The organism is Streptomyces sp. NBC_01546, assembly GCF_045208355.1.
In the GTDB taxonomy this organism is placed as follows: domain Bacteria; phylum Actinomycetota; class Actinomycetes; order Streptomycetales; family Streptomycetaceae; genus Streptomyces.
Window position 1 is genome coordinate 2134324 of record NZ_CP109379.1, and the last position, 26633, is coordinate 2160956.

Below are 26633 nucleotides of genomic sequence, written 5' to 3' on the forward strand. Positions count from 1 at the left end.
AGTCCTACTCGACGATCGCGAGCTCGCGCGGGGCGTTGTTGAGGCGGCGTCCGCCGTCCTCGGTGACGGTCACGATGTCCTCGATGCGGACGCCGAAGCGGCCGGGCAGGTAGACGCCCGGCTCCACGGAGAAGCACATGCCGGGGACCAGGGGCTGCTCCTCGCCCTCGACCATGTACGGCGGCTCGTGGGTGGTGACGCCGATGCCGTGGCCGGTGCGGTGGATGAAGCGGTCGCCGTAGCCGAACTCGGTGATCACCGCGCGGGCCGCCCGGTCCACCTCCTGGCAGGAGACCCCCGGCCGGACCGCGGCCACCCCGGCCTGCTGTGCCTCGCGCACGACGTCGTGGACGCGCTGCTCCTCGGCGGTCGGCTCGCCCACGTGCACGGTGCGGGAGATGTCGGAGCCGTAGCCGTACCGCAGGCCGCCGAAGTCGAGGACGATCATGTCGCCGTGCTGGATGACCCGTTCGCCGGCCTCGTGGTGCGGGTTGGCCCCGTTGGGTCCGGAGCCGACGACGGTGAAGTCGACCTGGGAGTGGCCGTGTACGCGCAGCAGCGCGGCCAGGTCCTCGGCGACCTCGGTCTCCCGGCGGCCCGCGAAGGGGAGGTGGAGGATCTGCGCGTAGGCGGCGTCGGCGGCCTCGCCCGCCGCGGCCAGGCGCTCGAGCTCCCGCTCGTCCTTCACCGCGCGCAGCATGGGCAGCGAGTCGGTGAGCGGAACGTAGGAGGTGGTGGGCAACTCCCGCTGCAGTCCGAGGAGATGCAGGGCCCAGGTGTTGTCGCTCACCCCGAAGCACCCGGCCGCGTCCAGCAGCGGGGCGGTGACCGCGTACGGGTTCTTCCCGTCGGTCCAGTCCCGCAGGGCCAGCGCGGCGGCGCCGGGGGCCTTGACGGCGTCGGGCGCCTCCAGCGCGGGCACCACGAGCACCGGGTCCTGCCCGGCGGCCAGGACCAGCAGGGTGAGCCGCTCGGTCTCGGCGGTGGGGCGGTAGCCGGTGAGGTGGGTGAGGTCGGGCCCGGGGGCGATCAGCAGCCCGGCCAGTCCGGCGTCGGCGGCGGTCTGCGCGGCGGCCGCCATCCGGGCCGCGTAGTCCTCGGCCGTGAAGGGTGCGGGTTCATGGGTCATACGGGTGATCCTGCCGTGAGCCGCGCGGCGGGGGCAGTGGCCGCGCCGGTCCGGCTCCTCCTCGCCCCCCGCCCGTCGCTGTGAGCGGGGCCACATCGGACTGCGGCACGTCGGCCCGCCCCGGATAACGCGTCGCGGGAGCACCCCCCTGATCGGCTATGCTGTGCGTGCACGTCGAACGGGTGGTCCGCCACCCTTCGTGGTGGGTGTAGCTCAGTTGGTAGAGCACCTGGTTGTGGTCCAGGTGGCCGCGGGTTCAAGTCCCGTCACTCACCCTTTGGGTCCCGTGAGGGGTACGAGGTTTCCTCGTACCCCTCACGGGCGTTTCCGGGGTCGGCTAGGCCCGCAGGAAGGCCTCCACCTCGGTGGCGAAGGTCACCGGGGTCTCGTGCGGCGGGTAGTGGCCGGCGCCCGGGAGGATGCGGATCCGGCAGTTCGGGTACCAGGCCTGCCAGGTGGCGCGCATCACCTCGGCGGTCAGCGCGAGGTCGTACTCCCCGACCAGGACCAGCACCGGGACGGTGTTGCCCTTCACGGCGGAGGACAGGTCGAGGGGCTGCCAGCTCTCCAGGTAGGCGGCGAAGGCCTCGGGCCGGGAGACGTCCAGGGAGTGCGCGACCATGCGGTCCACCCAGCGGCGGCTCGCCCGGTTCCCGGTGACGAGGTCGAGGATGATGCGCCGGCTCTCCGGGTCCTCGGCGGCGCCGTGGAAGAGGGTGTGGGTCGCGTCGTCCATCTCGTAGGGCGCGGCCGGCACGGGCGCGAGCCCGATCAGCTTCTCGATCCGCTCGGGGGCGCGGACGAGGACCTGCTGGACCGCCTTGCCGCCCATGGAGTGGCCGAGGAGGGAGAAGGTCTCCCAGCCGAGCTCGTCGGCGAGCGCGAGGACGTCGTCGGCGATCTCGGGGAGGTCGTACCGGCCTGGGACGTCCCGCCGCTCGCCGTAGCCGCGGTAGTCGAGGAAGGCGTACGAGAACCCCTCGGGGTCCAGGTAGTCCAGCACGGAGCCCCAGTTGGCGGAGGTGCCGAACCAGTCGTGCAGCACGATGACGCGGACGGGCCCGGTGCCGATCCTGCGGTGGGCGATGGCCATGCGTTCTCCCTCGGTGACGGGGTGGAAGACAACCAGCGCCGTACGTTCTGCCCACCGGGCCTACCATCACACCGTGCAGCCGATATCGAGTCCCGAGCCGCTGGCCATGGGGGATTACTCGCGCCCCGACGGGGCGCGCCACCCCCACCACCCCCGGAGCTACGCGATCACCGACCCGGCGGAGATCGCCGAGGTGCGGGCCGTGCGCCCGTACAACCGGCACTCCGAGCACCCCACGGACCCCTATGACGGCGGGCCGGTCGATTGCATGTGCGGCGAGGACTGGAGCCCCGCTCGCTCCACCCCCGAGTCCGAACGCCTGCTCGACCCGCTGTCCCCCGACGGGATCCCGGCCCGTCACCGCGCCCGGTGGGCCGCCGGGGCGCCCGAGGGGCTGCGGGAGTACGCCTGGGCTCTTGCCCGGGGTGAGGGGGAGCCGGACCTGCCGCGGGAGGTGCCCCTGAGCGTGGTGTTCAGCTGGCTGGGCACCCCGCGGAAGGAGCCCCGCGACGCGGCGTCGCTGCTCGCGGAGCTGGGCCCCTGGCGGCTGCTGGCCGGGGCCCCGACGGAAGAACTGGCCTGGGCGGTGCGCGAGACGGACCGGGCCGGCCTGGAGGGCGCCGTACGGTTCTTCTCGAGCGAGGAGTTCACCACCCGCCACCCGAAGCGCCGCCGGGTCCCGGACACCGCCCGCGACCGCCTGCTCCGGCACGCCCGCAGCCACCGCCCCGGCGACCTCCCGGTCCTGGAACGGCGGCTGCTGCGCACCCCGGAGGACCGGGTCAGACGGTCTTGATCGCCGGGTCGGAGATGCCCGGGGCGCCCGTCTCCACGTGGCCGGCGAAGCGGCGCAGGAAGGTGGTGTCCGCGTCGGAGACGACCTTGACGTCGTACCAGCGGCCCGTGGTGCGCAGGTCCACCGTGTGGGAGACCGTGGCGCCGGGGTTGACCCGGAAGGTCTGGGCCGCACCGCCGTAGGCGTTGGTCACCGTGAGGTTGACCGGGGCCGAACCGGGGTTGGTCAGGGTGAGGGCCAGATTGCCGGTCGAGGCCTCGTGGCGCGCCGTGACCTCGGGGCCTGCCTTCTTCGCCGGGCCCTTCCAGGTGCGCACGAAGCCGTTGGGGCCCCACACCGTGAGGTCGATCTGGTTACCGGTGGAGCTGCTGGTGCTCCAGGTGTCCGAGAGGGTCTTGCCCGCCTCGACCGTGTAGGGCCAGGGGCCGTCCGTACGGTTGCCCGAGGTGCTGTGGAAGTGGGCGCCGAGGCTGGGACCGCTGGCGAAGGTCAGGGTGAACTTGCCCGTGGAGACCGTGGCCTTGCCGTCCACGTACGGGCTGTAGCCCAGGGCGCGGGTCGGCTTGGAGCCTGCCTCCTGCTTGGGCAGGGTGCCCGTGGCCGGCGGGGTCGGGTGGTAGGACGGGTGGCGGTTCTTGTCCGGCGGGATGTACCCGGCCGTGGAGGGCAGTGCGGCGGGCGCGGCGTCGGCCTGGGTGAAGTCGAAGGCCGAGGTCAGGTCGCCGCAGACCGCGCGGCGCCACGGGGAGATGTTGGGCTCCTGCACGCCGAAGCGCTTCTCCATGAAGCGGATCACCGAGGTGTGGTCGAAGGTCTCCGAGCAGACGTAGCCGCCCTTGCTCCACGGGGAGACCACGATCATCGGGACGCGCGGGCCGAGGCCGTACGGGCCGGCCGCGTAGCCGGAGACGCCCCCGGTGTAGAGGTCGCCGGTGACGCTCGCCGTGGACAGGCCCCAGGCGGAGGAGGTGGGCGGGTACGGCGGGACGACGTGGTCGAAGAAGCCGTCGTTCTCGTCGTAGGTGATGAACAGGGCCGTCTTCGCCCACACGGCCGGGTTCGCGGTCAGCGAGTCCAGGACCTGCGAGATGTACCAGGCACCGAAGTTCGTCGGCCAGTTGGAGTGCTCGCTGAACGCCTCGGGGGCGGCTATCCAGGAGACCTGCGGGAGGGTGCCGTTGACGACGTCCGCGCGCAGCTTGTCGAAGTAGCCGCCGCCCGCCTTGACGTTGGTGCCGGTACGGGCCTTCTCGTACAGGGCGCTGCCGGGCTGGGCGTTGCGGAAGCTGTTGAAGTACAGCAGCGAGTTGTCGCCGTAGTTGCCGCGGAAGGCGTCGTTGATCCAGCCCCAGGAACCGGCCGCGTCCAGGCCGTCGCCGATGTCCTGGTAGACCTTCCAGGAGACGCCGGCCGACTCCAGGCGCTCGGGGTAGGTCTTCCAGCCGTAGCCGGCCTCCTGGTTGCCCAGGACCGGGCCGCCGCCGGTGCCGTCGTTGCCCGTGTAGCCCGTCCACATGTAGTAGCGGTTCGGGTCGGTGGCGCCGATGAAGGAGCAGTGGTAGGCGTCGCACACGGTGAAGGCGTCGGCGAGGGCGTAGTGGAACGGGATGTCGTTCCGGGTCATGTACGACATGGTCGTGGCCGTCTTGGCCGGGACCCATTTGTCGTACTTGCCGTTGTTGTACGCCTGGTGGCCGCCGGCCCAGTCGTGGTTCAGGCCCTCGAGGAACTGCATCCCGAGGTCCGCGACCTGCGGGTTGAAGGGGAGGATGTCCTTCGTCCCGTTGGACTGGTGGAAGACGGACTTGCCGTTGTCCTGGAGGACGGGCCGCGGGTCGCCGAAGCCCCGGACCCCCTTCATCGCGCCGAAGTAGTGGTCGAAGGACCGGTTCTCCTGCATCAGGACGACGACGTGCTCGATGTCCTGGATCGTGCCGGTGGTGCCCTGCGCCTGGATGGCGGCGGCCCGCGCGATGCTGTCGTTCAGCATCGTCAGGGCGGCGGTACCGCCGGCGATCTGGAGGAACCTGCGGCGATTGAGTTCTGCCATGGCGTGACGACCTCTGCGGGTGAGGGGCGAGTCGAGGGGCGCCCCAAGGACAGCGCCCCCGGAGTACCGGACGGAGATCCTTGTCTGACACCTGGCCGTACAGCCGGAGAACGGAAGGGTCACTGCCGACGGCCCGCGCGTCTGGCGAAGACGGTAAGGGAACCACCCGTCGCGCAACAGCCCCCGGAGTCACTCCACTTCGAGGTCAGGGCCCCGGCCGGGGGTACTCATCCGGCCCGTGCACCGATCTGAGCATCCGTACTCAGGCCCGGGAGATGGCGGCTTGTCATCGTGTGGGCATGCCCTTTCAGCCAAGTGACCCGCAGCCGCGCGCCGGGATAACCGCCGTCGGCAGCCTGCTGCCCGCCGAGGTCCTCTCCTCGGACTCCCTCCAGCGGGAGGTGGCCCGCCGCAGTGGCCTCACGCTGCCGCCGACGCTGCTGAGGCAGGCCACCGGGATCGTCTCCCGCCGCGTCGCGGGCCCGGAGGTGTACGCCTCCACGCTCGCCGTGGGCGCCGCCCGCCGGGCGCTGGACGCCGCCGGGCTGGGCCCGCTCGACATCGACCTGCTGCTCTTCGCCTCCGCCTCCCGCGACATGGTCGAGCCCGCCACCGCGCACATCGTGCAGGCGGAGCTGGGGTCGCGGGCCCACGCCCTGGACGTCACGAACGCCTGCAACAGCTTCGTGAACGGGATCGACCTCGCCCGGTCGATGATCATGGCCGGGCGGGCGCGGCGGGCCCTGGTGGTCACCGGGGAGACCCCGAGCCGGGCGGTGCGCAAGGATCCCGCCGACGCCGCCGGGTTCCGCAGCGGCTTCGCGGGGTACACGTTCGGCGACGCGGGGGCCGCCGTGGTCGTGGAGGCCGTGGAGCGCGGCGGGATCCTCGACGTGGACACCGAGACCCACTCGGAGCACTGGGAGGTCGGGGGCATCCCGGGCGGCGGTTCGCGCCACCCGCGCGGGGACGAGTACACCTACTTCCGCGGCGACGGGCACGAACTGCGCGGCGTCTTCGAGAAGGTGGGCACCGCCGTCATCGACCGGACGCTGCACCGGACGGGGATGGACTGGGACGGCTTCGCCAAGGTGCTGGTGCACCAGGTGACCGTGCCGTACCTGGAGCGGTTCGCTGAGCTGACCGGGGTGCCGGCCGGAAAGCTGGTGGTGACCGTGCCCGAGCTCGGCAACGTCGCGAGCGCGAGCATCGGGGTCCAGCTGGACCGGGTGTTCGCCGCACTGGATCCGGGGGACAGGGTGTTGTTCGTCGGACTCGGCGGTGGTATCAGCATCATGACGATGGTCTGGGAGAAGTCATGAGCCAGGCGATGTGGGTGGTCGTGCCCGCGCACGAGGAGGAGGCCCGCCTCGCGCAGACCCTGCGGGCCCTGGCCGCGCAGCGGGACCGGGACTTCACCCTGCTGGTCGTCGACAACGCCTCGGCGGACCGGACGGCCGCGATCGCCCGGGAGTTCGCCGCCGGCGCGCCCTTCCCGGTCGAGGTGATCGAGGAGCCCGAGAAGGGGGTCGGCTCGGCCGTGGACACCGGATTCCGGTACGCGATCGGCCGGGGCGCGGCCCTGCTCGCCCGCACGGACGCCGACTGCCTGCCCCGGCCCGGCTGGACGCGCGCCGCGCGGGCCGCCCTCGCCGAGCGCCCCGGGCTGGTGTGCGGGCGGATCGTCGCCCGGCGCGACGAGCACGGCCCGCTCGGCCGGGCCGGCTTCGGCCTCCTCGTGGCGCTCGCCGCGCTGTTCGGGCGGCTGCGGCCCGGGCACGCGCGCCGCAAGGGCTTCCGGGCCCCGTACCGCATGCACGCCGGGAACAACATGGCCATCACCGCCGAGCTGTACCTGGCCGTCGGCGGCATGCCCCGGCGCCCCTCGCCGACCGACCGGCTCTTCCTCAACGCCGTACGCCGCCACACCGACCGGATCGCGCACTGCCGGGAGATGGTCGTGGAGAACTCCACGCGGCGCCTGCGGGCCTACGGGATGGCGGGCACCGCCCGCTGGTACCTGGACCAGGGCAGCGGCACGCACGGAACGGATCCCCGCTGATGCTCGACCGTCTCGACCACGCGCTGCGCAGTCGCCCCGAGCGGCCGGCCGTACTCACCGCCACGCGGACCGGCGCGCCCCGGATCCGGGCCACCCGCGGGGAACTCGCCGAACTGTCCGACGCGTTCGCCGCCGCCCTGCACGCGCGCGGGCTGCGCGCCGGGGACACCGTCGGCGTCGCCGTACGGCCCGGGCCGCGGGCCCTCGCCGTGCTGCTCGCCCTGTGGCGGCTCGGGCTGCGCGGGGCCGTGCTCGACCCGGGCGCGGGGCCGGACGTGCTGCGCGCCCGGCTGTCCCTGGCCCGGCCCTCGCTGGTGCTGGCCGACGCGGCCGCACAGGCGGTCGCGGGCTGGGCCCGGCCGCTGGCCCGCCGGGCGCGGCTCGCGCTGCCGGACCTGGCCGAGCTGGGTCCGGTGGCCACCGTCGGGCGCCGGCTGCCGGGCTGCGCGCCCGCGCTGGACCTGAGGGCCCCCCGGGCGGGGGTTCCCGTACACGGGGACCACAACGGGGACGCGGTGATCGTGTTCACCTCGGGGACCACCTCCCGGCCGCGCGCCGTCGTACACACCCGGTCGAGCCTGGCCGCCGGGATGGCCACGGTCTCCTCCCTCTTCGACGCGGCCCCGGACCAGCCCGTCCTCGGGGGCACCTTCTTCGTCCTCGTTCCCGCGCTGACGTGCGGCGCCCCCGTCGCGCTCCCGGCCCGCGACCCCCGGGTGCTGGCCCGCCAGCTGCACCGGCTGCGCCCCCAGGACACCTATCTGACCCCGCCCGGGCTGCGGGACGCGCTGGACGCGGGCGCCCGCTTCCACGGCCGGGTCTGGACGGGCTCCGCACCGGCCGACGCCGCCCTGCTGGAACGGGTGCGCGGGGCGGGCGCGGCGCAGGCGTGGGGGTGTACGCGCTCACCGAGCTGTTCCCGGCCGCCGCGGTCGAGGCCCGGGAGAAGTCCGCCTTCGAGGGCCCGGGCGACCTGGTCGGCGCCCCGCTGCCGGGCGTCCTGGCCAAGCCCGACGCGGACGGCGAGCTGCTGCTGGCCGGGGCCGCGGCCCGCGACCGCTACCTCGGCGAGGAGCCCGACGCGTGGGTGCGTACGGGCGACCGGGCGCGGCTGGACGGCGCGGGCCGGATCGTCCTGGAGGGCAGGTGCAAGGACATGGTGCTGCGCCGGGCGGAGAACATCTATCCGGGGCTGTACGAGCCCGCCCTGCACGTGCCCGGCGTGGAGCTGGCCGTGCTCGTCGGAGTCCCGGCGGGTGACGGCGACGAACGGCTCGTCGCGGTCGTGCAGCCGGGCCGGGGGGTGCGTGAACCCGCCCTGCGCGCCGGGCTGTCGGGCCCCCTGCGGCGGATGGGATCCGCCCGTCCCGACGCGCTGCTGTTCGCCCGGATCCCGCTGGCGGGGCGCTCGCGCAAACCGGACCGGGCGGCGACCGCCGCCCTCGCGGCCCGTCGCCTCGGCGGGTCGGCGTGAGGGGGCACGCGCGGGCCCGGCGGCGCGACCGCCGGGTCTATCTGCGCAGCCATCCCCTGCTGTTCGGGCTGCTCGCCGCCACGCGCGGGCGGCCCGTGCGCCGGCTCGGCCGGACCCTGCTGGTGCACGACGCGGGCGCCTACCGCGAGGCGCTGACCCGGCTGCCGCTGGACCGTACGGCGGCCGGTACGACGGGCGGGGCCGCGCGGGCCGCGCTGGGCGGCAGCGGCGGGGTGCTGTTCGACCAGGAGGGCAGCGGGCACCGGGCGGACCGGCGCGGGCTGGCCGGGGAGCTGGGCACGGCCTCGGTCGCGCGGCTGCGTTCGGTGTGGCAGCCGTTGCTCGTACGCCGCCTCGCGCCGCTCGCCGAGGGCGGCGAGGTGGACCTCGTCGAGCTGTCGCGGGAGCTGGCCGGGGCGGTGGTCTGTGCGCTGCTGGACTGCGCCGCCGATCCGCGGGCCGTCGCGCGGGCGGCCGCCGAGGCCGCGGCGGCGTCCGTACGCAGCCACCTGCCCGGGCCGCGCCGACCGGGTGCGCAGGCCGCGGCGGCCCGGGCGGCCGACCGGCTCCGGCGGCTGCTGGGGCCCGCCGACGAGGCGCTGTCCGCGATGGTGGCGGTGGCCGCCGTGAACACCACCGTGGCCGCGCTGCCCCGGTCGGTGGCGTGGTGCGCCCACGCCGGACTGTGGGACCAGGCCGCCGACGAGGCGCTGCGGCCGGCGCTGGCCGACGAGCTGCTGCGGGTCACGGCGGCCTCGCCGCTGCTGCCGCGGGTGGCCGCCTCGCAGGGGTCCGTCGGCGGCTGCCCGGTGCGCGGCGGCGACCGGCTGCTGCTGGTCGCCCGGCACGCGGCCGAGGCGCACCGGCGCGACCCGGACGCCCGGGAGCCCGCCGGTCCGGGCCTGGCGCACCTGGTGTTCGGGGCCGGGCCGCACGCCTGTCCGGGGGCCGGGGCGGCCCGCTTCCTGCTGACCGACGTACTGGCCGCGCTGGCTCCGTACCGGCCGGTCGTGACGCGGGCCCGGGTGGACCGGCGGGCCGCGCTGCCCGGCTGGCGCTCGCTGACCGTGCGGGCGGGATCATGAGGGCCGCCCGTATCGCGGTCACGGGTGCCAGCGGCTTCTGCGGCGGGCACGTCGCACGCACGGCAGCGGCGGGCGGTGCCGAGGTGGTGTGCCTGGGCCGCAGGCCCGGCCCGCTGGGGGAGCACCGCTTCTGGGACGCCGCCCAGGGCGATCCGGACCTCACCGGGGTGGACCTGGTGGTGCACTGCGCCGCCGCGGTCGGTGATCCCGCCCCCGGCTCCCGGGCCGAGGCGCTGATGCGCGAGGTCAACGTGGGCGGTACGCGGCGCCTGCTGAGGGCGGCGGACGGCCGGCCGGTGGTCTGGGTGAGCAGCGCCAGCGTCTACGACCCGCGCCTCGACCGGCGCCTGGTCACCGAGGAGCATCCGCGCGCGGGCCAGCTGAACGCCTATGGCCGTACCAAGGCGGCCGGCGAGGCCCTCGCCCTGGCCGGCGGTGCGGTGGTGCTGCGGCCGAGGGCGGTCTACGGCCCCGGCGACACCCAGCTGCTGCCCCGGCTGCTCTCCCGGGTCCGGGCCGGGACCCTGCTGCTGCCGGGACCGGACGTGGAACTGAGCCTGACGGCGGTGGAGAACCTCGCCGAGGCCTGTCTGGCGGCGGCCGGCTGGCGCCCGGGCGCCTACAACGTGGCCGACGCCGAACCGTACGCCCGCGACGGGGCCGTACGGGAGGTCCTGCGGGCCCACGGCGTCCGGGCCCGGATCCGGCACCTGCCGCTGCCGGTGGCGCGTGCGGCGGCCCGGTTCGCGGAGTCCCTGCCGACCGCCGAACCGGCGCTGAGCCGCTACGCGGTGGACCAGCTCGCCCACCCGGTGGTCCTGGACACGGCCAGGGCCCGGTCCCGGGGCTGGACCCCGGGCCGGACCCTGGCGGACTACCTGGCCTCGGTGGCCGAAGGCGGCCGGAGCGGGCGCGTCAGACCGTCGCCATGGCTCCCGCGTCGGCGATGAGCCGGTCGAGGAGCGAGAGCAGGCAGGCGCGGACGTCCTGGCGGGAGCGGGCGTCCAGCATGAGGACGGGGGTGTTCGGGTCGCGCAGGTGCAGCGCCGCCCCGATCTCCTCGGCCGTGTAGGGCTGCTCGCCGTGGAAGCAGTTCGCGCCGACCACGAAGGGCAGTCCGCGGCTCTCGAAGAAGTCGACCGCGGGGAAGCTGCGGTCCAGGCGCCGCGTGTCGACCAGCACGATCGCCCCGAGGGCCCCGTTCAGCAGGTCGTCCCACATGAACCAGAAGCGCTCCTGGCCCGGCGTACCGAACAGGTAGAGGACGACTCCGGCGTCGGTGAGGGTGAGGCGGCCGAAGTCCATCGCCACGGTGGTCACCGTCTTGGACTCGATGCCGTCGAGGTCGTCGACGCCGACACCGGCGGCCGTCAGCCGCTCCTCCGTACGCAGGGGCTCGATCTCGGAGATCGTCTCGACCAGGGTCGTCTTGCCGACTCCGAATCCCCCGGCGATGAGGATCTTGACGGGGGCCGCTTCCTGCGGGGCAGGAGTGTCATATCCGGGCAAGGTTGTCCCTGATTCTCATGAGCAGGTGGACGTTGGTGGTCTCCGCCCTTTCCAGGGGCGACCGGTGGTGGATCAGCCCGCGGTCCGCGAGTTCGCCCAGGAGCAACGTCATCGGGGTGAGGCGGATGTGCATCCGGGCCGCTATCTCGGCGACCGCCAGGCCGCCGGGTTCCGCGCACATGGCCAGGATGGTCCGCCACTCGGTGGGCAGGCCGCCCTGGGCGTCCCCGCCGACCGCCGCCGTGATCGTGGTGTCCATGGTGAGGACGGTGTGCGGCGCGGCCGTACGCCCGTCGGTCAGGGCGTACAGCCGCGTACGGCGGCGGCGCGCGGGCTGCGGACCTTCCGGCATTACGATGCCGGCGCCTGGACGCGCTCGGGTGTGCTCAGCCATTCACCGAGCGCCTGGGCGGTCCGTACGGCCTCGCCTCCCAGTTCCCCGAGCCGCGCCTTGCGGGAGGTCACCACGATGAGCGTGCTGCCCTCCCCGCACCCGACGATGCAGAGGTAGCGGTCGTCCATCTCGACCAGCTGGCGGATGACCCGGCCGCCGTCGACCTCCCGGGATATCGCCTTCATGGTGGCCGCGATGCCGGAGGCCGCGGCGGCCATGCGCTCCGCCTGGGGCTCGTCCAGCAGGTAGGCGCTGAGCTTGATGCCGTCGTTGGACAGGAGCACGGCTCCCTGGACGCCCGCGATCCTGCTCAGGTTGTTGTCCAGGACGCTGTAGATCACGTCGTCGGAGGATGTCGTCGTCATGGCTGATCCTGTCGGAGCTCTGCTTCCACTGCCTGGGTCCCCTGTTCGTAGTCCGCCCAGGCGTCGGCCACCTCTTCGGGTGTAGCCGTGTCCTGGCCGGTGGCTGATTCCGGTGCGCGGGGCGCCCGGAGCTGTTCGGCGATGTGGGTCTGCGGGACGCGCTCGGGGAGCGCGGGCCGCGCCGCGCCCTCGCGCGCCACGGGGAGGGCCGCGCTCTCTCGTCGCGCCGGGAGTGCCGGGAGCGCCGGCGGCGGCGTACGGTCCGCCGACCGGGCCGCAGACGGCTCGCGCGGACGCTCGGGCAGCGCACGGCGCGCGGTCGCGGAGCCGCTGTGCAGGACCAGTTCGGGCTTGGGCTCGTCGGCGGTGACGCGGGGCGCGGGGAGCGCCGGCGGCGAGGGCCGGAGCGCCTCCCGCTCGGTGCGCACCAGCAGTTCGCCGGGAAGGATCACCACGGCGGAGGTCCCCCCGTACACCGAGCGGCGCAGGGTGACCGTCGCCCCGAGCTGGTCGGCGAGGTGGCCGACGACGAAGAGTCCCAGCCGGTGCGCGTTCTGCGCGAGAACGGAGTACGGCGGGGCCGCGTGCAGGCGCCCGTTCATCTCCTCGTAGCTCGCGGGGGTCACGCGCGGTCCGCGGTCCTCGATCTCGACCGACAGCCCGTCCGCGACGAGTTCGGCGCGGATGACCACCTTCGACCTCGGCGGGGAGAACCGGGTGGCGTTGTCCAGCAGCTCTGCCAGCAGATGGCTGACCTGGCTGATCACGCTGGGTTCGACGCTCGTCTCGTCCAGGGCGTGCCGCTCGATGCGCCGGAAGTCCTCGACCTCCGCGGCCGCTTCGCGCAGCAGGTCGGCGACGCGCATGGGTTCGGTGTGCGGGTCGGGGACCTCGCCGCCCGACAGGATGAGCAGGTTCTCGATCTGCCGCCGCATGCCCACCGTCAGCTGGTCGGACCGCATCAGTTCGGCGAGCAGCGCCTCGTCGTGACCGAAGGTGTCCTGGAGGTCCTCGGTGAGGCTCAGCTGACGGCTGACGAGGTTTCCGGTGCGCGAGGCGATGCCCGCGGCGAACAGGCCGAACCCGTGACGCTCGGCCGCGAGCTGCCGGTGCCCGTCGACGGATACGGCGACGGCCCTGGCGAACGCGTCGCTGATGCGGCCGACCTCGTCCAGGTCTCCGCGCACCGCCGGCAGGGCCTCGGTGTCGACGGACTGCCCGCGCTGGAGACGGGCGACGACGTCGGGGAGGGTTTCCTCGGCGACGGTCACCGTGCGTTCGTGCAGGTCGTGCAGACGGCGGAGCACCGATCGCGTGGTGAACACGACGACGGCCACGACGAGCAGCAGGCCGCCGCCGCTTCCCCCGATCAGCCAGGCGACCTCGGTCTCCAGCTCCGCGGCCTTGGCCTCCCCGCGCGTGAGCACCTTCCGCGCCCGGTCGATGTTGAGCGTGGCCATCTGCACCGAGAAGTTCTCGTGCGCGGAGCGCCAGCCGCCCACCTCGGCAGGCAGCTTGATGCCGGATGCGAGGTCGGTGTGGTCGGAGACGATCGCGTTCTCGATGCGGTTCTTCGTCTGCCAGTCCGGGGAGGCGACGATCCGGTCGTAGAACCGCCGGTCCCCCACGGGCAGATACGGCACGACCCACGTCTCGTACAGGTACCGGTGGGCTCCCACGGCACTGATGAACTGGTCGAAGCCGGCGGAGTTCAGTTCCCTGGACGGCCCGGCCAGGGCCAGGAGCGTGTCCTCGCGCGCCACCATCTCGGTGGCCGAGAGCATGGACACCACGGGTCGGCTCTCCTGGGCGAGTTCGGCGTCCTGCGCGTGGCTGAACTCCTGCTGGTACGCCTGGATGACCGTGCCGATCACGCCGGTGTAGTAGGTGAGCGTGGCGTCGGCGCCGCCGGTGCGGGCGTCCGCGCGCTGGCGGTACGCGGCCAGTCCGTCGAGCCGCTTGTTCACTTCCGCGAAGGACGTCCCCGAACCGGCCGTCAGCCGACGGACTTCGGCCGCGGCCCGGTCCGTGGCCTCCCGCCGGTTCCGCAGTTCCTCCTCGGCTCCGGCGGCGCCCGCCCACAGTCCGGCGGTCATCGTCCGCTCGGCCTGCATGTCGACCATGAGCGTGTACAGCGGTGCGCCGACCCGCTCGGCGGCCGCGACATCGGCCCGCAGGTGCTCCGATTGCGCGAGCAACCGCTGTGCGGTCACTGCCACTTGGGTGCCCATCGCCACGGTGGGGACCACGGCGAGCCAGATGAGCAGGGTGCGCAGGCGCGGGGTGCGCAGGCGCGGGGTTCGCCGCCGACGAGCCGTCGACGGCCCTGGCGGACCTTCGGGTTCTATGGGAGACATCGGTCCTCGGAGCAGGTGGAGAGCGGGGACGCAAGGGTGCCGATCATAACCAGCCATGGCGAAGAATCGGATAGGTACCTTCCGTAACGAAACAGGACCCCCACCGGTTCATCCGGTGGAGGTCCTGTGGGACGGCGGAAGGGCGCCCGCCCGAGGGGTCAGTCCTCGGCGGGGGTCAGCCGCAGCGAGATGGAGTTGATGCAGTACCGCTGGTCGGTGGGGGTCGGGTAGCCCTCGCCCTCGAAGACGTGGCCCAGGTGGGAGCCGCACGTCGCGCAGCGGACCTCGGTACGGACCATGCCGTGCGAGGTGTCGGCGATCAGCTCCACCGCCTCGGTGTCCTTCGGGTCGAAGAAGGACGGCCAGCCGCAGTGCGACTCGAACTTCTCCGAGGACCGGAACAGCTCGGACCCGCAGCCGCGACAGGAGTAGACGCCTTCCGTCTTGGTGTCCGTGTACTCACCCCGGAAGGCCGGCTCGGTGCCCGCGAGGCGCAGCACCTGGTACTCGGACGGGGTCAGCTCCGCCTGCCACTGCTCGTCCGTCTTCTCGACCTCGTACGACATGACTCTCCCGCTCCCTTAGCTCGACAGGCGGGCGAGGATGGCCGGACCGAGGTCCGTGACGTCGCCCGCGCCCATGGTGAGAACGAGATCACCGGGCTTGGCCATTCCCGCGATGACGTCGGCGACGGCGCCCTTGTCGTGCTCGGCGGTGACGTCGGCGCCCGCGGCGCGGGCTGCGGCGATGATGAGCTCGCTGGTGACGCCGGGGAGCGGGTCCTCGCGGGCCGGGTAGATGTCCAGGACCACGGAGGCGTCGGCGAGGGCCAGGGCCTGGCCCATCTCCTTGCCGAGCTCCTGGGTGCGGGAGAAGAGGTGCGGCTGGAAGACGACCAGGATCCGGGAGTCCCCGGCGGCGCCGCGGATGGCCTCCAGGTCGGCGGTCATCTCCGTGGGGTGGTGCGCGTAGGAGTCGATGACCTGGACGCCGGCCGCCTCGCCCTTGAGCTGGAGGCGGCGCTTGACCCCGGTGTACTTGCCGAGGGCGGAGGCGAGGTTGTGCGCCGGGATGCCGAGGGCGACACCGGCGGCGAGGGCCGCGACGGCGTTGTGCGCGTAGTGGCGGCCGGGCACGGAGACGGTGAAGGTGAGCATCCGCCCGTCCAGGACGACCGTGACCTCGCTGGTCAGGCCGCGCGGGGTGATCTTGGTGATCCGGACGTCGGCCTCGGGCTCCTCGCCGTACGTGACGACGTTCAGGCCCTCGCGGCCGGCAACGCGGCGGGCGATCTCGGCCGCACCCTCCTGGCCGTGGGCGACGACCAGGGTGCCGCCGGGCACGACCTTGGAGACGAAGGTCTCGAAGGACTCGTAGATCTCCTCGATCGACGCGTAGTTCGCGTGGTGGTCCAGCTCCGCGTTGAGGATGATCGCGACCTGCGGGGTGTACTTGTGGAAGGTGCGGTCGCTCTCGTCGGCCTCGGCCACGAAGATGTCGCCCTCGCCGTGGTGGGCGTTGGAGCCGGGGGCGTCCAGGTCGCCGCCGATGGCGTACGAGGGGTCCAGGCCCAGGGCCGAGAGGGACACCGCCAGCATCGAGGTGGTGGTGGTCTTGCCGTGCGTACCGGCGACGGCGATCGGGCGCAGGCCGTCCATCAGGGCGGCGAGGGCGTCGGAGCGGTGCACGACGGGGATGCCCAGCTCGGCGGCGCGGGCCAGCTCGGGGTTGTCGGCGCGGATGGCGCTGGAGACGACCACGCAGGTGGAGTCGTCGGCGAGGTTGCCGGCGGCGTGGCCGCCGTGGACCGTGGCGCCGTGGGCGCGCAGTGCCTCGGCGGTCTCGGAGTCCCCCCGGCTGTCGCTGCCGGCGACCTGCGCGCCGCGCTGGGCGAGGATCTTCGCGATGCCGGACATGCCGGCGCCGCCGATGCCGATGAAGTGGGGCCGTTCCATGGCGGTCGGCAGGCCGGGCTTCATTCAGGTCGCTCCAGGATCGAGGGTGGTGCTTGAGCTCTGACGAGCCCAGCCTATTCGTTGTGGGCGAAGAGCTTGAGCACGGGAACGCCGACCTTGTGGCGGGCCCGGGAGGCCCAGTCCCGGTGGAAGAACTCCTCCACGAAGTGCGGGGCGGTCAGGACGATCACCTCGTCGGCTCCGGTCTCCTCCACGACGCCCTTCAGTTTGTCGAGCGGATGGTCCTCGACGAGCTGCCCGATGACGTTGGCGCCCTTCTTGCGCAGGGCCTCCATGGAGTGCTCGAGGGCCAGCTCGGCGGGGCCGCGCGCGGCCTCGCCCTCCGGTTCGTCGCCCTCGTGAATGGCCTCGGGGAGCTCACCGAGCGCTACGTCGTCGATGGCGCGCAGCAGTCGGTCCTGGTCGCCGCGGGGTTGCATGAGGACGACGAAGGAGACCGAGTCGTCTCCGTGCAGGGTGGTGACGAAGTCCACGTCCACCGCGGTCAGGGGCTGCTCGATCATCAATACGCTCGTGAACACGGACGCCCTCTCCTTCATGGGCCGAGGCCGGCTGGCCGGCCCCCTGCGGAAACCATCCTGCCCCGCTCTCGCGCGGGACCTTGCGCAGATATGTGTGCCCAGGTTCGTGCCCGGCGGAAGCTAAGCGGAACGAGAAATTCCGCCTCTTCTCAGATCCGACGGTAGCTGGTGAAGAGAAACCCGGCCTCTTCCAGTACGGAGGCCGGTGAGAGCCGGTGCGGAACCGTGACGGAGGGCCCGCCCGCGATCCGCTGGGCGCCACCCGCCGTGAGCATCGGCGAGATCGTCAGGCACAGCTCGTCCAGCGCGTCGGCGGCCACGAACTGGCCCAGCAGCCGGGGCCCGCCCTCGGTGAGCTGGCGGCGCAGCCCGCGCGCGGCGAGTTCCCGCAGGGCGCGGGCCGGGTCTACGGCGGCCCCGTCCCCCGCCACCACGACCTCGGCCCCGGCCGCGGTGGCCTCGGCGACCTTGGCGGCGGGCGCGGCGGACCCGGTGACCACCAGGGTCGGCACGAGCGGGGAGGTGAACAGGGGCAGGCCGAAGTCCAGGTCCAGGCTCGCGGTGACCACCGCGATGGCGGCGGCGGGGCCCTGTCCGGCGGCCTCGCGGCGGGCGGCGAAGGCCTCCCGGGCCCGGGCCGGGCGGTACCCCTCCTGGCGAACCGTTTCCGCGCCGACGACCACCACATCGGCCAGCCCCCGCAGGGTGCCGAAGATCCGCATGTCGGTCTCGCCGGAGATGGGCTGCGAGCGGCCCTCGTGCTGTGCGGCGCCGTCCAGGGTCGAAACCATGTTCGCCCGCAGCCAGTGGGCCCCGGCGTCGAGAACGGGGTACTTGTAGGCGTCCGCGAGCTCGTCGAGCGACCACTCCCGGTCGGCCGGGGCCTGGGACGGGGCTGATGTCTGATCGGTCACAGGGAACAGGCGTCGCATCGGTGCAGTGTGCCACGACCCGTAGAGTTGAGTGCTGTGTCAACATCACTCTCCACCTCCGGTGCCACGTCCAGTCGGCCTCCGATAGCCGACGCGGGGCCCCAGGCCCTGTGCGCCCGCGAGCCCCGGGTACCCGCCGAACGGCTGGTCGCCGAGATGGTGCCGCCGCCGCGTTTCGACTCGGTGCGCTTCGACACGTACAACCCGGACCCGACCCAGCCGAGCCAGTCCGAGGCGGTCACCGTCCTCAGCGGCTTCGCGGCCGGTCTGGGCGGGGCGCACGCGAGCGGCGCCGGCAAGCGGCGCTGGTTCGGCAAGAAGCCGGTGGCCGCGGCCGCCCCGCGCGGGGTCTACCTCGACGGCGGCTACGGCGTCGGCAAGACCCACCTGCTCGCCTCCCTGTGGCACGCCACCCCCGCCGAGCCCGCGCTCAAGGCCTTCGGCACCTTCGTGGAGCTGACCAACCTGGTCGGCGCGCTCGGCTTCCAGCAGACCGTGCAGACCCTGGGCGGGCACCGGCTGCTGTGCATCGACGAGTTCGAGCTGGACGACCCGGGCGACACCGTCCTGGTGTCCTCGCTGCTCAGCCGCCTGGTCGAGCAGGGCGTGGCGCTGGCCGCCACCTCCAACACGCTGCCCGGCAAGCTCGGCGAGGGCCGATTCGCCGCCGCCGACTTCCTGCGGGAGATCCAGGGGCTGTCGGCGCACTTCCGGCCGCTGCGGATCGACGGCCAGGACTACCGCCACCGCGGGCTGCCGGAGGCTCCGGCGCCGTTCTCCGACGAGCAGGTCGCCAAGGCCGCGTACGCGACCGAGGGCGCGAGCCTGGACGACTTCCCCGGCCTGCTGGAGCACCTGGCCCGGGTGCACCCGAGCCGCTACGGCGCGCTGACCGACGGGCTCACGGCCGTCTGCCTGACCGATGTCGGCCCGGTGCCGGACCAGTCGACGGCCCTGCGGCTGGTGGTGCTCGCCGACCGGCTGTACGACCGCGAGGTCCCCGTTCTGGCCTCCGGGGTCCCCTTCGACCGCCTGTTCAGTGAAGAAATGCTCAACGGCGGCTATCGGAAGAAGTACTTCCGCGCCATATCGCGGCTCACCGCGCTGGCACGCGACGCGAAGCCCCTGGTGTCGCAGTAGGTTTGGCAACGCCGCGCCCTTCCGGGGGCCCGGCCGTTTCCACTTCTGCGAAGGGATCCACCATGGCCGCCACACGCAACGCGCACGCCGTCTGGGAAGGCGACCTGCTCGAGGGCAAGGGCGAGGTCACGCTCGACTCGTCCGGCCTCGGCACCTACAAGGTCTCCTGGCCCGCGCGCACCGACAAGGAGGCGAACGGGCGGACCAGCCCGGAAGAGCTCATCGCCGCCGCGCACTCCAGCTGCTTCAACATGGCCTTCTCGAACATCCTCGCCAAGGCGGGCAACGCGCCGGCCAAGCTGACCACCTCGGCCGCCGTCACCTTCGTGCCCGGCGAGGGCATCACCGGCATCCACCTCTCGGTGGAGGGCGAGGTGCCGGGCCTCGACAACGACGCCTTCGCCGCCGCCGCCGAGGACGCGAAGAAGAACTGCCCCGTCAGCCAGGCCCTGACCGGCACGACGATCACCCTGAGCGCCAAGCTCGCCTGACGCCCTCCGGAGTCCGGGACCGCTCGCGGAGCCACAGGTGTGACGCCCGGGCGGTCTCCCTCGCGTCGGCGCGCCGCGCGCCGACCCGCGTGGTACCCGTTGCCGATGCCGCTGCCCATGTCCGTCACCCGACGCAGCCTGCTCGCCGCCGGCGCGATCGCCTTCAGCGGGGCGCTCGGCGCCCTGTTCACCGGCCGGGCCGGCGCCGTCCGGCCGACGCGGGGATACGGGCCGCTGCTGCCCGACCCGCGCGGACTGCTCGACCTGCCCGCGGGGTTCTCCTACCGGGTGCTCTCCCGCGCCGGCGGGCCGCTGCGCTCCGGTGAGGGCCCCGTCCCGGCCAACTGCGACGGCATGGCCGCCTTCGGCGCGGGCGGCGGCCGCGTGCGGCTGGTCCGCAACCACGAGAACCGCACCACGGCCGCCCTGCGCGTGCCCGCCGTCCCGGGGCTGACGTACGACCCCGAGGCCCTGGGCGGCTGCACGGCCCTGGAGCTCGGCCCGGACGGCGCCGTCACCGGCGAGCGGGTCGCCCTCGCCGGCACCGCCGTCAACTGCGCGGGCGGCCGGACCCCCTGGAACACCTGGCTGAGCTGCGAGGAGACCGAGGACCGGGCGGGCACCTCCGGTTACACGCGGGACCACGGCTTCGTCTTCGAGGTGGACCCGGCGGACCCGCGGCGCTCGGGGGCGGTCCCGCTCACCGCGCTGGGCCGCTTCGCGCACGAGGCCGTCGCCGTGGACCCGTACCGCGGGGTCGTCTACGAGACCGAGGACGCCTTCGTCGAGCCCTTCGGGCTGTTCTACCGCTTCCTGCCGGCGCGGCCGCTCGGCGGCCCGGGCTCGCTGCGGGCCGGCGGTGTCCTCCAGGCCCTGCGCGTGCCGGGGCTGGCGGACCTGGCCGTGGTGGACCGGCCCGGGGCGGAGTTCCCGGTGGAGTGGGTACCCGTACCCGACCCCTCGGCGGCCGGGACCGCGATCCGGTTCCAGGACTTCGGGCGCGGCGGGATCACCCACGCGCAGAAGCTGGAGGGCTGCTACTGGGGCGGCGGCGGGGTCCACTTCGTCTCCAGCTACGCTCGCCGCCGCGAGGGCGCGGGCGCCGACCACCACGGGCAGGTGTGGTTCTACGACCCGCTGCGCTCCCGGCTCCGGCTGGACGTGCTGTTCGGCCCGGCCGCCGACATCCAGCTGCCCGGGGACTCCCCCGACAACATCTGCCTGGCCCCGGACGGCGGCCTCATGGTGTGCGAGGACGGCGGCGGGGCGCAGTACGTGTTCGGTGTGACGGTGGGCGGTGAGGTGTACCCGGTGGCCCGCAACGCCGAGGACATCGGGCAGCCGGGCGCCCCCGAGTGGGGGGAGTTCGCCGGGGTGACCTTCTCCCCCGACGGGCGGACGATGTACGTCAACGCCTACGCCCCGGGGACCACGTTCGCGGTGACCGGCCCCTGGCAGTGACCTCGCCCGGGTGACTTCGATGTCGGGGAGTGCCGCGCACGACTACTTGTCACATAGTCATATATTTTGCCTGTGTGACCATTTCTGTGCGCAAAGCGGCGTCCGTAGCCGTCCTCGGTGCCGCCCTCGGTGCCGCCCTCACCGGATGCGGGGGCGGCGCCGGCACCTCGGACGCCGGCCGCGGGGCCCGCCTGGGCACCCCCGCGGCGTCCGCCCCCGCGTCCGGCCCGGCGTCCGGCCCCGCCTCCGCCGCGGCCTCGGCGGCCGGGTCCGCCCCGCAGGCCGGCGCCCCCGCCAAGCCCCCGACCCTGGCACCCGGCCCGAACGGCCTGACCCCGGTCTTCGAGCGGGCGAAGCAGCACACCGACAAGACCGTGGCGCTGACCTTCGACGCCGACATGACCTCCGACCAGGGGCCGCGCGCCGCGGGCGGGGAGCGCTTCGACAACCCCCCGCTGATCTCGGCCCTGCGCACCCTCCAGGTGCCGTCGACGGTCTTCATGACGGGCCGCTGGGCCGAGGAGTACCCGGACCAGGCCAAGTCCATCGGCACCGACCCGAACTTCGAGGTCGCGAACCACTCGTACAGCCACCACGCCTTCACGTCCCCCTGCTACGGACTGCCCGCGCTCGACGGCGCCGCCGCCCGCGCCGACGTGGACCGGGCCTTCGCCGCCTTCCGTACGGCGGGCGCGGTCAACACCGTCCCCTACTTCCGCTTCCCCGGCGGCTGCTACGACGACCAGGCGCTGCGGGCCCTGTCCACGGCCAAGGTCACGGCCGTCCAGTGGGACGTGGTGAGCGGGGACGCCTTCGCCACGGACCCGGACGCGGTGGCCGAGCAGGTGCTGGCGGGGGTGAAGCCCGGCTCGGTGGTGGTCATGCACTGCACGCGCAGCGCGGCGCCGGTCACCGAGGAGGCCGTCCGCAAGATCGTCCCGGAGCTGCGCAAACGCGGCTACCGGTTCGTGAAGGTCTCCGAGCTCATCGGGAAGTAGCGAAGGGCCTCAGCCGGAGCAGGCCGTGCGCTGCGCGTCCTGCCACTCGCACACGGGGCACAGCACCACGCCCGGGGTCGCGACCCCGTACTCGGTGGGCTTGCCGCACTCCAGGCAGTCGGCGTACGGAGGCCCCGCCACCCGCCCGGCCGGGGCGGCGGGAGCGGGGCAGTACGACGGGGTCTCGTCCGGCTGGTCCATGCGTACGAGCGTACTGGGAGGCGTCCGGAGAACTGCTGCCCAAGTACTGGTAGGAAACTTTCCTTCCTGTTAGTCTCCCGGGCGGCGGCTTGGCGCGGTGCCCGACCAGCGTGGGCATGACGCGCTCAGCGAGAGCTCTGACCCGGCCGCTGTGACGCCGGCTCCTGCCCGCACACGGGCCGGGGGCGGTGTCCCGCGCCAGAGTCCAGCTCTCGCCGCCCCCAAGGCCAGGGAGTCCAGGTATGCACCTGAACGCTTCCGCTCGACCCCCCTCGCTCCGCTCGTTCCGCCTGTTCCGCGGCGGACTTCACCCACTCCTCCTCGCGGGCACCGCCGTGCTCGTCCTCGTCGCCGGGCTCCTGCTCGCCTGGCCCGAACGGGCCGGGGCCGCCGCCGACCCCCTCATATCGCGCGGGAAGCCGGCCACCGCGTCCTCCGTCGAAACCTCGTCCCTGAGCGCGAAGAACGCCTTCGACGGCGACCCGGCCACCCGCTGGGCCAGCGCCGAGGGCAAGGACCCGCAGTGGATCCGGGTCGACCTCGGCGCCTCCGCCACCGTCTCGCGCGTGAGACTGACCTGGGAGGCGGCCTACGCGAAGGCGTACCGCGTCGAGATGTCCGCCGACGGCGCCTCCTGGACGTCCGTCGCCACCGAGGCCGCCGGCAACGGCGGCGTCGACGACTGGACCGGCCTGTCCGGCAAGGGGCGCTACCTGCGCGTCCACGGAACCGCGCGCGGCACCGCGTACGGCTACTCGCTGTTCGAGGCCGAGGTGTACGGCACCCTCGACGGCGGACCGCCGCCCGGCGGCGCCTTCACGGTGGTCGCGGCCGGTGACATCGCCGCCCAGTGCACGGCCTCCGACAGCGGCTGCGCGCACCCCAAGACCGCCGCGCTCGCCCAGCGGATCGACCCGAAGTTCTATCTGACGATGGGCGACAACCAGTACGACGACGCCCGGATCTCCGACTTCCGCACCTATTACGACAAGAGCTGGGGCGCCTTCAAGGCCAAGACCCGGCCGGTGCCGGGCAACCACGAGACCTACGACCCGGCCGGCTCCCTCGCCGGGTACAAGGCCTACTTCGGAAGCATCGCCTTCCCGCAGGGCAAGAGCTGGTACAGCTACGACGAGGGCAACTGGCACTTCATCGCCCTCGACTCCAACTCCTTCGACCAGGCCGCCCAGACCGACTGGCTCAAGGCCGACCTCGCCGCCAACACCAGGAAGTGCGTCGCCGCCTACTGGCACCACCCGCTGTTCTCGTCCGGCGGGCACGGCAACGACCCGGTCTCCAAGCCCGTCTGGAAGATCCTCTACGCCGCCAAGGCCGACCTCGTCCTGAACGGCCACGACCACCACTACGAGCGGTTCGCCCCGCAGGACGCCGACGGCAGGGCGACCGCCGACGGGATCGTGGAGATCGTCGGCGGGATGGGCGGCGCCGAGCCGTACCCGATCGAACAGGTCCAGCCCAACAGCCAGAAGCGGATCAGCGGTCCCTACGGCGTGGTGAAGCTGGAGTTCTCCGACTCCGGCTACGGATGGACGTACGTCGCCACGGACGGCCAGGTCAAGGACACGAGCCCGAAGTACAGCTGCCACTGATGTACCTGGCCGCCAACGGCCGCCGCCCGGACGCGCCGCCCCGCACCCCAGGGGCCCGGCGGCGCGTCCCCGCCGCCGTCCTCGCGCTCGGCGCGGTCAGCCTGGTCACCGACGTCTCCTCCGAGATGGTCACGGCGGTGCTGCCGCTCTACCTCGTCCTCGGACTCGGCCTCTCCCCCCTCCAATTCGGCTTCCTGGACGGCATGTTCAACGGCGCGACCGCACTCGTGCGGCTGCTCGGCGGACGTCTCGCCGACCGCGGCGGCCGCCACAAGCGCGTCGCGGGGACGGGCTACCTGCTCTCCGCGCTGTCCCGGCTCGGGCTGCTCCTCGCCGGGGGCGCCACTGCCGGGATCGCCGCCGCGCTCGCCGCCGACCGGCTGGGCAAGGGCATCCGCACCGCACCGCGCGACGCCCTGATCTCGCTCAGCGGCCCCCCGGAGGCGCTCGGCCGCTCCTTCGGCGTGCACCGCGCCATGGACACCACGGGCGCCCTCCTCGGGCCGCTCGCCGCGTTCGCCGTGCTGTGGGCCACCGCCGACGCCTACGACGCGGTGTTCGCCGTCAGCTTCTGCGTCGGCCTGCTCGGCGTGCTGCTGCTCGTCGCGTACGTCCCGGCCGGGCCCGCGGCGGCGGCCGGGCCCGCGACTCCCCTCAAGGCCACGGCCCTTCGCGACCCCGCCTTCCGCCGCATCCTGTACGCCGCCGCCCTGCTCGGGGCCGCCACCATCGGCGACGCCTTCCTCTACCTGCTGCTCCTGCGCGGTCTCGACCTGCCGCCCGCCCTGTTCACGCTGCTGCCGCTCGGCGCGGCCGCCGTCTACCTGCTGCTCGCCGTCCCGGCGGGCCGGATCGCCGACCGGTCCGGGCGACGGCCTGCCTTCCTGCTCGGGCACGGCGCCCTGCTCTGCGCGTACGCCGTGCTGCTCGCGCCCGTCTCCTGGCCGACCGTCGTCGCCGTACTGGTCCTTCTGGGGATCTTCTACGCGGGCACCGACGGCGTCCTGATGGCACTCGCCGCTCCCGTGCTGCCCGCGCACGGCCGGGCGGGCGGACTCGCGGTGCTGCAGACCGGCCAGGCCCTGGCCCGGCTCCTCGGCGCCGCCGGGTTCGGGGCGGCGTGGACCTTCTGGGGGCAGCGGCCCGCCCTGTGGGCGGCGGCCCTCGCGCTGGCCGGGGCACTCGCGGCCGCCTGGCGCATCCTGCCCGCCCGCGCCACCACCCCCGCCCCCGCCACCACCCTCTCCCCGGAGCCCTCATGAACCTCCGTCACCGGCGGCTCCGTCTCGCCTTGGTCGTCGCCGCCGTACTCCTCCTGGCGGGCGGCTCCCTGGGCTACGTACTCCATGCGAGGAACCGCGACCGGCCGGCCCGACAGGGCGAGGCCAACGCCTCGTTCAGCCTCGCGGAGCCCGGCCTCTACTTCCTGGACCCGGCGACCGGCCGGGTCGCTCGCCAACCCGGCCCCGACGTGCCGCGCGTGACCGGCGGCCCTTCCTGCGACCGCTTCCACGCCGCCGGGGAACACGCCCTGTGCCTGCGCAAGCTGCCCGGCGTCCCGGCCCGCACCGAGGCCCGCGTGCTCGACCGGCACCTGCGGGAAATCCGCCGGGTGACCGTCCCCGGCATCCCCAACCGGGCCCGCGTCTCCGCCTCGGGGCAGCTCCTGTCCTGGACGACGTTCACGACCGGCGACTCCTACTCCACCTCCGCCTTCTCGACCCGGACCTCGATCCTGGACCTGCGCACCGGCTACCTGATCAAGTCGATGGAGCAGATCCCGCTGACCGTCGACGGGGCCCGGCACCACGATTCCGACGTCAACTACTGGGGGGTGAGCTTCGCCCGCGACGACAACCGCTTCTACGCCACCGTCTCCACCCGGGGCCTCACCCACCTCGTCGAGGGCGACCTGCGGAACTGGTCGGCGAAGGCGCTGCGCACGAACGCCGAATGCCCCTCGCTGTCACCGGACGACAGCCGCATCGCCTTCAAGAAGAAGGTCTCCGACGACCCCCGGGCACCCTGGCGGCTGTACGTCCTGGACCTGGCGACGATGGGGGAACACCCGCTGGCCGAGCCGCACAGCGTCGACGACCAGCCCGCCTGGCTGGACGACGCGACCGTGGGCTACGGCCTCGGCGGCGACGTCCGGTCGGTCCCGGCGGACGGTACGGGAGCGCCCCGGCTCCTCGTCCCGGGCGGCTCGTCACCCGCGTACGTGCGGTGACCGGGCCCCGGCAGTACCCGGGGCCGGCGCGGGCCGTGGCGCCGGCCCACGCCGGCCGGGTTCAGTGGGCCGCAGTCTCGGTGACCTCGCTCGGGCGGACGATGACGAAGCCCTCGCCGCGCAACATCAGCTGGACGGCCTCGCCGGAGCCGCCGCGGATCATCGAGCCGACCGACTGGGAACGGTGCAGGCCGGTCTCCAGCTGCGCGCTCCAGCCGACCACCGCGTCCGTGTCCACGTAGACCGGGGCCTGGGCGGTGACCGGGATGATGATCGGGTGGCCCTCGCAGACGACGGCGAGCTTGCCGGTGCCGGTGAAGAGGCTGTTGAAGAGGCCACCGCCGGTCATCCCGGCGCCCTTCAGCATCTTGATCTCGTAGGACAGGGTCGGGTCGAAGCACAGCACGTTGCGCCCGTTGATGGTCAGCGCGTCGCCGGGCTCGAAGTCGATGATGAAGCAGTTACCCGCCTGGTGGGCGAACCAGGCCTCGCCCTGGCCCCGTACGGACATCAGCGCCAGGCCCTCGCCCGTGACGGCGCGCTTGAGCATGCCGCCTATGCCCTGCCCCTTGCGCTCGAACTGCAGGTTGCCGCGGAAGGCGACCATCGAGCCCTGACGGGCCAGCATCTCGCCGTTGACGGCGTACTTCACGGACTTGGCGTTCTGCAGGGTCATGCCGGGGGCGACGGCCGCCTGGGCCAGGTTCTCGGACGCGAAAAGATCACTCTTCATGGCGTCGATCCTCGCCCGGCCCGGAC

Annotated in this window: 26 protein-coding genes, 1 tRNA gene and 1 pseudogene; 15 read left to right on the forward strand and 13 right to left on the reverse strand. The window is 73.5% G+C overall.

Annotation, left to right across the window (positions count from 1 at the left end; translation table 11 throughout):
- Positions 1 to 4: 4 nt before the first annotated feature.
- Positions 5 to 1129, reverse strand: a complete 1125-nt coding sequence (locus tag OHA89_RS09735) for a Xaa-Pro peptidase family protein (RefSeq protein ID WP_266614253.1) — start codon at positions 1127 to 1129, stop codon at positions 5 to 7.
- A 202-nt stretch (positions 1130 to 1331) separates the two neighbouring features.
- Between OHA89_RS09735 and OHA89_RS09740 the strand changes: the two genes are divergently transcribed.
- Positions 1332 to 1404, forward strand: a tRNA-His gene (locus OHA89_RS09740).
- Between the two features lie 62 nt (positions 1405 to 1466).
- Here OHA89_RS09740 and OHA89_RS09745 read toward each other — a convergent pair.
- Positions 1467 to 2222, reverse strand: a complete 756-nt coding sequence (locus OHA89_RS09745; RefSeq protein WP_257553689.1) for an alpha/beta fold hydrolase — start codon at positions 2220 to 2222, stop codon at positions 1467 to 1469.
- A gap of 73 nt (positions 2223 to 2295) precedes the next feature.
- Between OHA89_RS09745 and OHA89_RS09750 the strand changes: the two genes are divergently transcribed.
- Positions 2296 to 3018, forward strand: coding sequence for a hypothetical protein (locus tag OHA89_RS09750; protein WP_266614254.1), 723 nt, complete (start codon positions 2296 to 2298; stop codon positions 3016 to 3018).
- Here the strand turns inward: OHA89_RS09750 and OHA89_RS09755 are convergent.
- Positions 3005 to 5068: a phosphocholine-specific phospholipase C gene (locus OHA89_RS09755; protein ID WP_406365904.1), complete on the reverse strand. Its 2064-nt coding sequence runs from the start codon at positions 5066 to 5068 to the stop codon at positions 3005 to 3007. The two genes, OHA89_RS09750 and OHA89_RS09755, sit on opposite strands and share 14 nt — an antisense overlap.
- A gap of 299 nt (positions 5069 to 5367) precedes the next feature.
- On the opposite strand from OHA89_RS09755, the gene OHA89_RS09760 reads away from it, so the two are divergent.
- From OHA89_RS09760 to OHA89_RS09785, 6 genes and pseudogenes are all read left to right on the forward strand, one after another.
- Complete coding sequence (locus OHA89_RS09760; protein ID WP_266614258.1) at positions 5368 to 6390, forward strand: 3-oxoacyl-ACP synthase III family protein; 1023 nt, start codon at positions 5368 to 5370, stop codon at positions 6388 to 6390.
- Complete coding sequence (locus OHA89_RS09765; RefSeq protein WP_257553693.1) at positions 6387 to 7130, forward strand: glycosyltransferase family A protein; 744 nt, start codon at positions 6387 to 6389, stop codon at positions 7128 to 7130. Before OHA89_RS09760 ends, OHA89_RS09765 begins: the two co-directional genes overlap by 4 nt.
- Positions 7130 to 7987, forward strand: a pseudogene (locus OHA89_RS09770) (AMP-binding protein); the annotation flags it as partial. The gene OHA89_RS09765 and the pseudogene OHA89_RS09770, both read left to right, overlap by 1 nt.
- Before the next feature lie 38 nt (positions 7988 to 8025).
- Positions 8026 to 8604: a hypothetical protein gene (locus OHA89_RS09775; protein ID WP_406365905.1), complete on the forward strand. Its 579-nt coding sequence runs from the start codon at positions 8026 to 8028 to the stop codon at positions 8602 to 8604.
- The gene (locus tag OHA89_RS09780; protein WP_266614261.1) at positions 8601 to 9689 is read left to right on the forward strand and encodes a cytochrome P450; all 1089 of its coding nucleotides are present in this window, start codon (positions 8601 to 8603) and stop codon (positions 9687 to 9689) included. Before OHA89_RS09775 ends, OHA89_RS09780 begins: the two co-directional genes overlap by 4 nt.
- Positions 9686 to 10639 (forward strand): NAD(P)-dependent oxidoreductase, encoded by a 954-nt coding sequence (locus tag OHA89_RS09785; protein WP_266614262.1) that lies wholly within the window; start codon positions 9686 to 9688, stop codon positions 10637 to 10639. Before OHA89_RS09780 ends, OHA89_RS09785 begins: the two co-directional genes overlap by 4 nt.
- Here OHA89_RS09785 and OHA89_RS09790 read toward each other — a convergent pair.
- The 8 genes from OHA89_RS09790 to OHA89_RS09825 form a co-directional block, all read right to left on the reverse strand.
- Positions 10605 to 11198: an ATP/GTP-binding protein gene (locus OHA89_RS09790; RefSeq protein WP_251064468.1), complete on the reverse strand. Its 594-nt coding sequence runs from the start codon at positions 11196 to 11198 to the stop codon at positions 10605 to 10607. The genes OHA89_RS09785 and OHA89_RS09790 overlap by 35 nt on opposite strands.
- Positions 11185 to 11550, reverse strand: a complete 366-nt coding sequence (locus OHA89_RS09795) for a DUF742 domain-containing protein (protein ID WP_251064469.1) — start codon at positions 11548 to 11550, stop codon at positions 11185 to 11187. The genes OHA89_RS09790 and OHA89_RS09795 overlap by 14 nt, the downstream gene beginning before the upstream one ends.
- A complete protein-coding gene (locus OHA89_RS09800; protein ID WP_215142933.1) occupies positions 11550 to 11957 on the reverse strand; it encodes a roadblock/LC7 domain-containing protein in 408 nt (135 codons plus the stop codon). The genes OHA89_RS09795 and OHA89_RS09800 overlap by 1 nt, the downstream gene beginning before the upstream one ends.
- Positions 11954 to 14314: a nitrate- and nitrite sensing domain-containing protein gene (locus tag OHA89_RS09805; protein ID WP_406365907.1), complete on the reverse strand. Its 2361-nt coding sequence runs from the start codon at positions 14312 to 14314 to the stop codon at positions 11954 to 11956. Before OHA89_RS09805 ends, OHA89_RS09800 begins: the two co-directional genes overlap by 4 nt.
- Positions 14315 to 14472: 158 nt before the next feature.
- On the reverse strand, positions 14473 to 14880 hold the full coding sequence (gene msrB, locus OHA89_RS09810) for a peptide-methionine (R)-S-oxide reductase MsrB (protein ID WP_215142937.1): 408 nt from the start codon (positions 14878 to 14880) through the stop codon (positions 14473 to 14475).
- Between the two features lie 15 nt (positions 14881 to 14895).
- Positions 14896 to 16293 (reverse strand): UDP-N-acetylmuramate--L-alanine ligase, encoded by a 1398-nt coding sequence (gene murC / locus OHA89_RS09815; protein ID WP_406365908.1) that lies wholly within the window; start codon positions 16291 to 16293, stop codon positions 14896 to 14898.
- Positions 16294 to 16343: 50 nt separating this feature from the next.
- On the reverse strand, positions 16344 to 16811 hold the full coding sequence (locus OHA89_RS09820; RefSeq protein ID WP_215142940.1) for an indole-3-glycerol phosphate synthase: 468 nt from the start codon (positions 16809 to 16811) through the stop codon (positions 16344 to 16346).
- A 149-nt stretch (positions 16812 to 16960) separates the two neighbouring features.
- Positions 16961 to 17743, reverse strand: a complete 783-nt coding sequence (locus OHA89_RS09825; protein WP_257553698.1) for a pyrimidine reductase family protein — start codon at positions 17741 to 17743, stop codon at positions 16961 to 16963.
- A gap of 84 nt (positions 17744 to 17827) precedes the next feature.
- Between OHA89_RS09825 and zapE the strand changes: the two genes are divergently transcribed.
- The 4 genes from zapE (at position 17828) to OHA89_RS09845 (ending at position 21833) form a co-directional block, all read left to right on the forward strand.
- Complete coding sequence (gene zapE / locus OHA89_RS09830; RefSeq protein ID WP_406368455.1) at positions 17828 to 18883, forward strand: cell division protein ZapE; 1056 nt, start codon at positions 17828 to 17830, stop codon at positions 18881 to 18883.
- A 62-nt stretch (positions 18884 to 18945) separates the two neighbouring features.
- Positions 18946 to 19374, forward strand: coding sequence for an OsmC family peroxiredoxin (locus OHA89_RS09835; protein ID WP_257553700.1), 429 nt, complete (start codon positions 18946 to 18948; stop codon positions 19372 to 19374).
- 117 nt (positions 19375 to 19491) lie between these two features.
- On the forward strand, positions 19492 to 20835 hold the full coding sequence (locus OHA89_RS09840) for an alkaline phosphatase PhoX (protein WP_406365909.1): 1344 nt from the start codon (positions 19492 to 19494) through the stop codon (positions 20833 to 20835).
- A gap of 74 nt (positions 20836 to 20909) precedes the next feature.
- Positions 20910 to 21833 carry a polysaccharide deacetylase family protein gene (locus OHA89_RS09845; protein ID WP_266614272.1) on the forward strand — a complete coding sequence of 308 codons (924 nt, stop codon included), beginning with the start codon at positions 20910 to 20912 and terminating at the stop codon, positions 21831 to 21833.
- Between the two features lie 9 nt (positions 21834 to 21842).
- Here OHA89_RS09845 and OHA89_RS09850 read toward each other — a convergent pair whose 3' ends face one another.
- Entirely contained in the window at positions 21843 to 22034 is a 192-nt protein-coding gene (locus OHA89_RS09850; RefSeq protein WP_266614274.1) for a hypothetical protein, read from the reverse strand.
- Positions 22035 to 22276: 242 nt separating this feature from the next.
- Here OHA89_RS09850 and OHA89_RS09855 point away from each other — a divergent pair, with 242 nt between their 5' ends.
- The 3 genes from OHA89_RS09855 to OHA89_RS09865 are packed head-to-tail and all read left to right on the forward strand — an operon-like array spanning position 22277 to position 25874.
- Positions 22277 to 23644 (forward strand): discoidin domain-containing protein, encoded by a 1368-nt coding sequence (locus tag OHA89_RS09855; protein WP_266614276.1) that lies wholly within the window; start codon positions 22277 to 22279, stop codon positions 23642 to 23644.
- Complete coding sequence (locus tag OHA89_RS09860) at positions 23644 to 24906, forward strand: MFS transporter (protein WP_406365910.1); 1263 nt, start codon at positions 23644 to 23646, stop codon at positions 24904 to 24906. Before OHA89_RS09855 ends, OHA89_RS09860 begins: the two co-directional genes overlap by 1 nt.
- Positions 24903 to 25874 (forward strand): hypothetical protein, encoded by a 972-nt coding sequence (locus tag OHA89_RS09865; protein WP_266614280.1) that lies wholly within the window; start codon positions 24903 to 24905, stop codon positions 25872 to 25874. Before OHA89_RS09860 ends, OHA89_RS09865 begins: the two co-directional genes overlap by 4 nt.
- A gap of 61 nt (positions 25875 to 25935) precedes the next feature.
- Here the strand turns inward: OHA89_RS09865 and OHA89_RS09870 are convergent, their stop codons facing one another.
- Positions 25936 to 26607, reverse strand: coding sequence for an AIM24 family protein (locus tag OHA89_RS09870; RefSeq protein ID WP_215142958.1), 672 nt, complete (start codon positions 26605 to 26607; stop codon positions 25936 to 25938).
- Positions 26608 to 26633: the final 26 nt, after the last annotated feature.

What these genes read in the sequence shown, in the direction of transcription:
- OHA89_RS09735 (WP_266614253.1), bottom strand. Translation starts at nt 1,129, where the DNA reads ATGACCCATGAACCCGCACCCTTCACGGCCGAGGACTACGCGGCCCGG.
- OHA89_RS09745 (WP_257553689.1), bottom strand. Translation starts at nt 2,222, where the DNA reads ATGGCCATCGCCCACCGCAGGATCGGCACCGGGCCCGTCCGCGTCATC.
- OHA89_RS09755 (WP_406365904.1), bottom strand. Translation starts at nt 5,068, where the DNA reads ATGGCAGAACTCAATCGCCGCAGGTTCCTCCAGATCGCCGGCGGTACC.
- OHA89_RS09760 (WP_266614258.1), top strand. Translation starts at nt 5,368, where the DNA reads ATGCCCTTTCAGCCAAGTGACCCGCAGCCGCGCGCCGGGATAACCGCC.
- OHA89_RS09765 (WP_257553693.1), top strand. Translation starts at nt 6,387, where the DNA reads ATGAGCCAGGCGATGTGGGTGGTCGTGCCCGCGCACGAGGAGGAGGCC.
- OHA89_RS09785 (WP_266614262.1), top strand. Translation starts at nt 9,686, where the DNA reads ATGAGGGCCGCCCGTATCGCGGTCACGGGTGCCAGCGGCTTCTGCGGC.
- OHA89_RS09795 (WP_251064469.1), bottom strand. Translation starts at nt 11,550, where the DNA reads ATGCCGGAAGGTCCGCAGCCCGCGCGCCGCCGCCGTACGCGGCTGTAC.
- OHA89_RS09800 (WP_215142933.1), bottom strand. Translation starts at nt 11,957, where the DNA reads ATGACGACGACATCCTCCGACGACGTGATCTACAGCGTCCTGGACAAC.
- OHA89_RS09805 (WP_406365907.1), bottom strand. Translation starts at nt 14,314, where the DNA reads ATGTCTCCCATAGAACCCGAAGGTCCGCCAGGGCCGTCGACGGCTCGT.
- msrB (WP_215142937.1), bottom strand. Translation starts at nt 14,880, where the DNA reads ATGTCGTACGAGGTCGAGAAGACGGACGAGCAGTGGCAGGCGGAGCTG.
- murC (WP_406365908.1), bottom strand. Translation starts at nt 16,293, where the DNA reads ATGAAGCCCGGCCTGCCGACCGCCATGGAACGGCCCCACTTCATCGGC.
- OHA89_RS09825 (WP_257553698.1), bottom strand. Translation starts at nt 17,743, where the DNA reads ATGCGACGCCTGTTCCCTGTGACCGATCAGACATCAGCCCCGTCCCAG.
- OHA89_RS09835 (WP_257553700.1), top strand. Translation starts at nt 18,946, where the DNA reads ATGGCCGCCACACGCAACGCGCACGCCGTCTGGGAAGGCGACCTGCTC.
- OHA89_RS09840 (WP_406365909.1), top strand. Translation starts at nt 19,492, where the DNA reads ATGTCCGTCACCCGACGCAGCCTGCTCGCCGCCGGCGCGATCGCCTTC.
- OHA89_RS09850 (WP_266614274.1), bottom strand. Translation starts at nt 22,034, where the DNA reads ATGGACCAGCCGGACGAGACCCCGTCGTACTGCCCCGCTCCCGCCGCC.
- OHA89_RS09855 (WP_266614276.1), top strand. Translation starts at nt 22,277, where the DNA reads ATGCACCTGAACGCTTCCGCTCGACCCCCCTCGCTCCGCTCGTTCCGC.
- OHA89_RS09860 (WP_406365910.1), top strand. Translation starts at nt 23,644, where the DNA reads ATGTACCTGGCCGCCAACGGCCGCCGCCCGGACGCGCCGCCCCGCACC.
- OHA89_RS09865 (WP_266614280.1), top strand. Translation starts at nt 24,903, where the DNA reads ATGAACCTCCGTCACCGGCGGCTCCGTCTCGCCTTGGTCGTCGCCGCC.
- OHA89_RS09870 (WP_215142958.1), bottom strand. Translation starts at nt 26,607, where the DNA reads ATGAAGAGTGATCTTTTCGCGTCCGAGAACCTGGCCCAGGCGGCCGTC.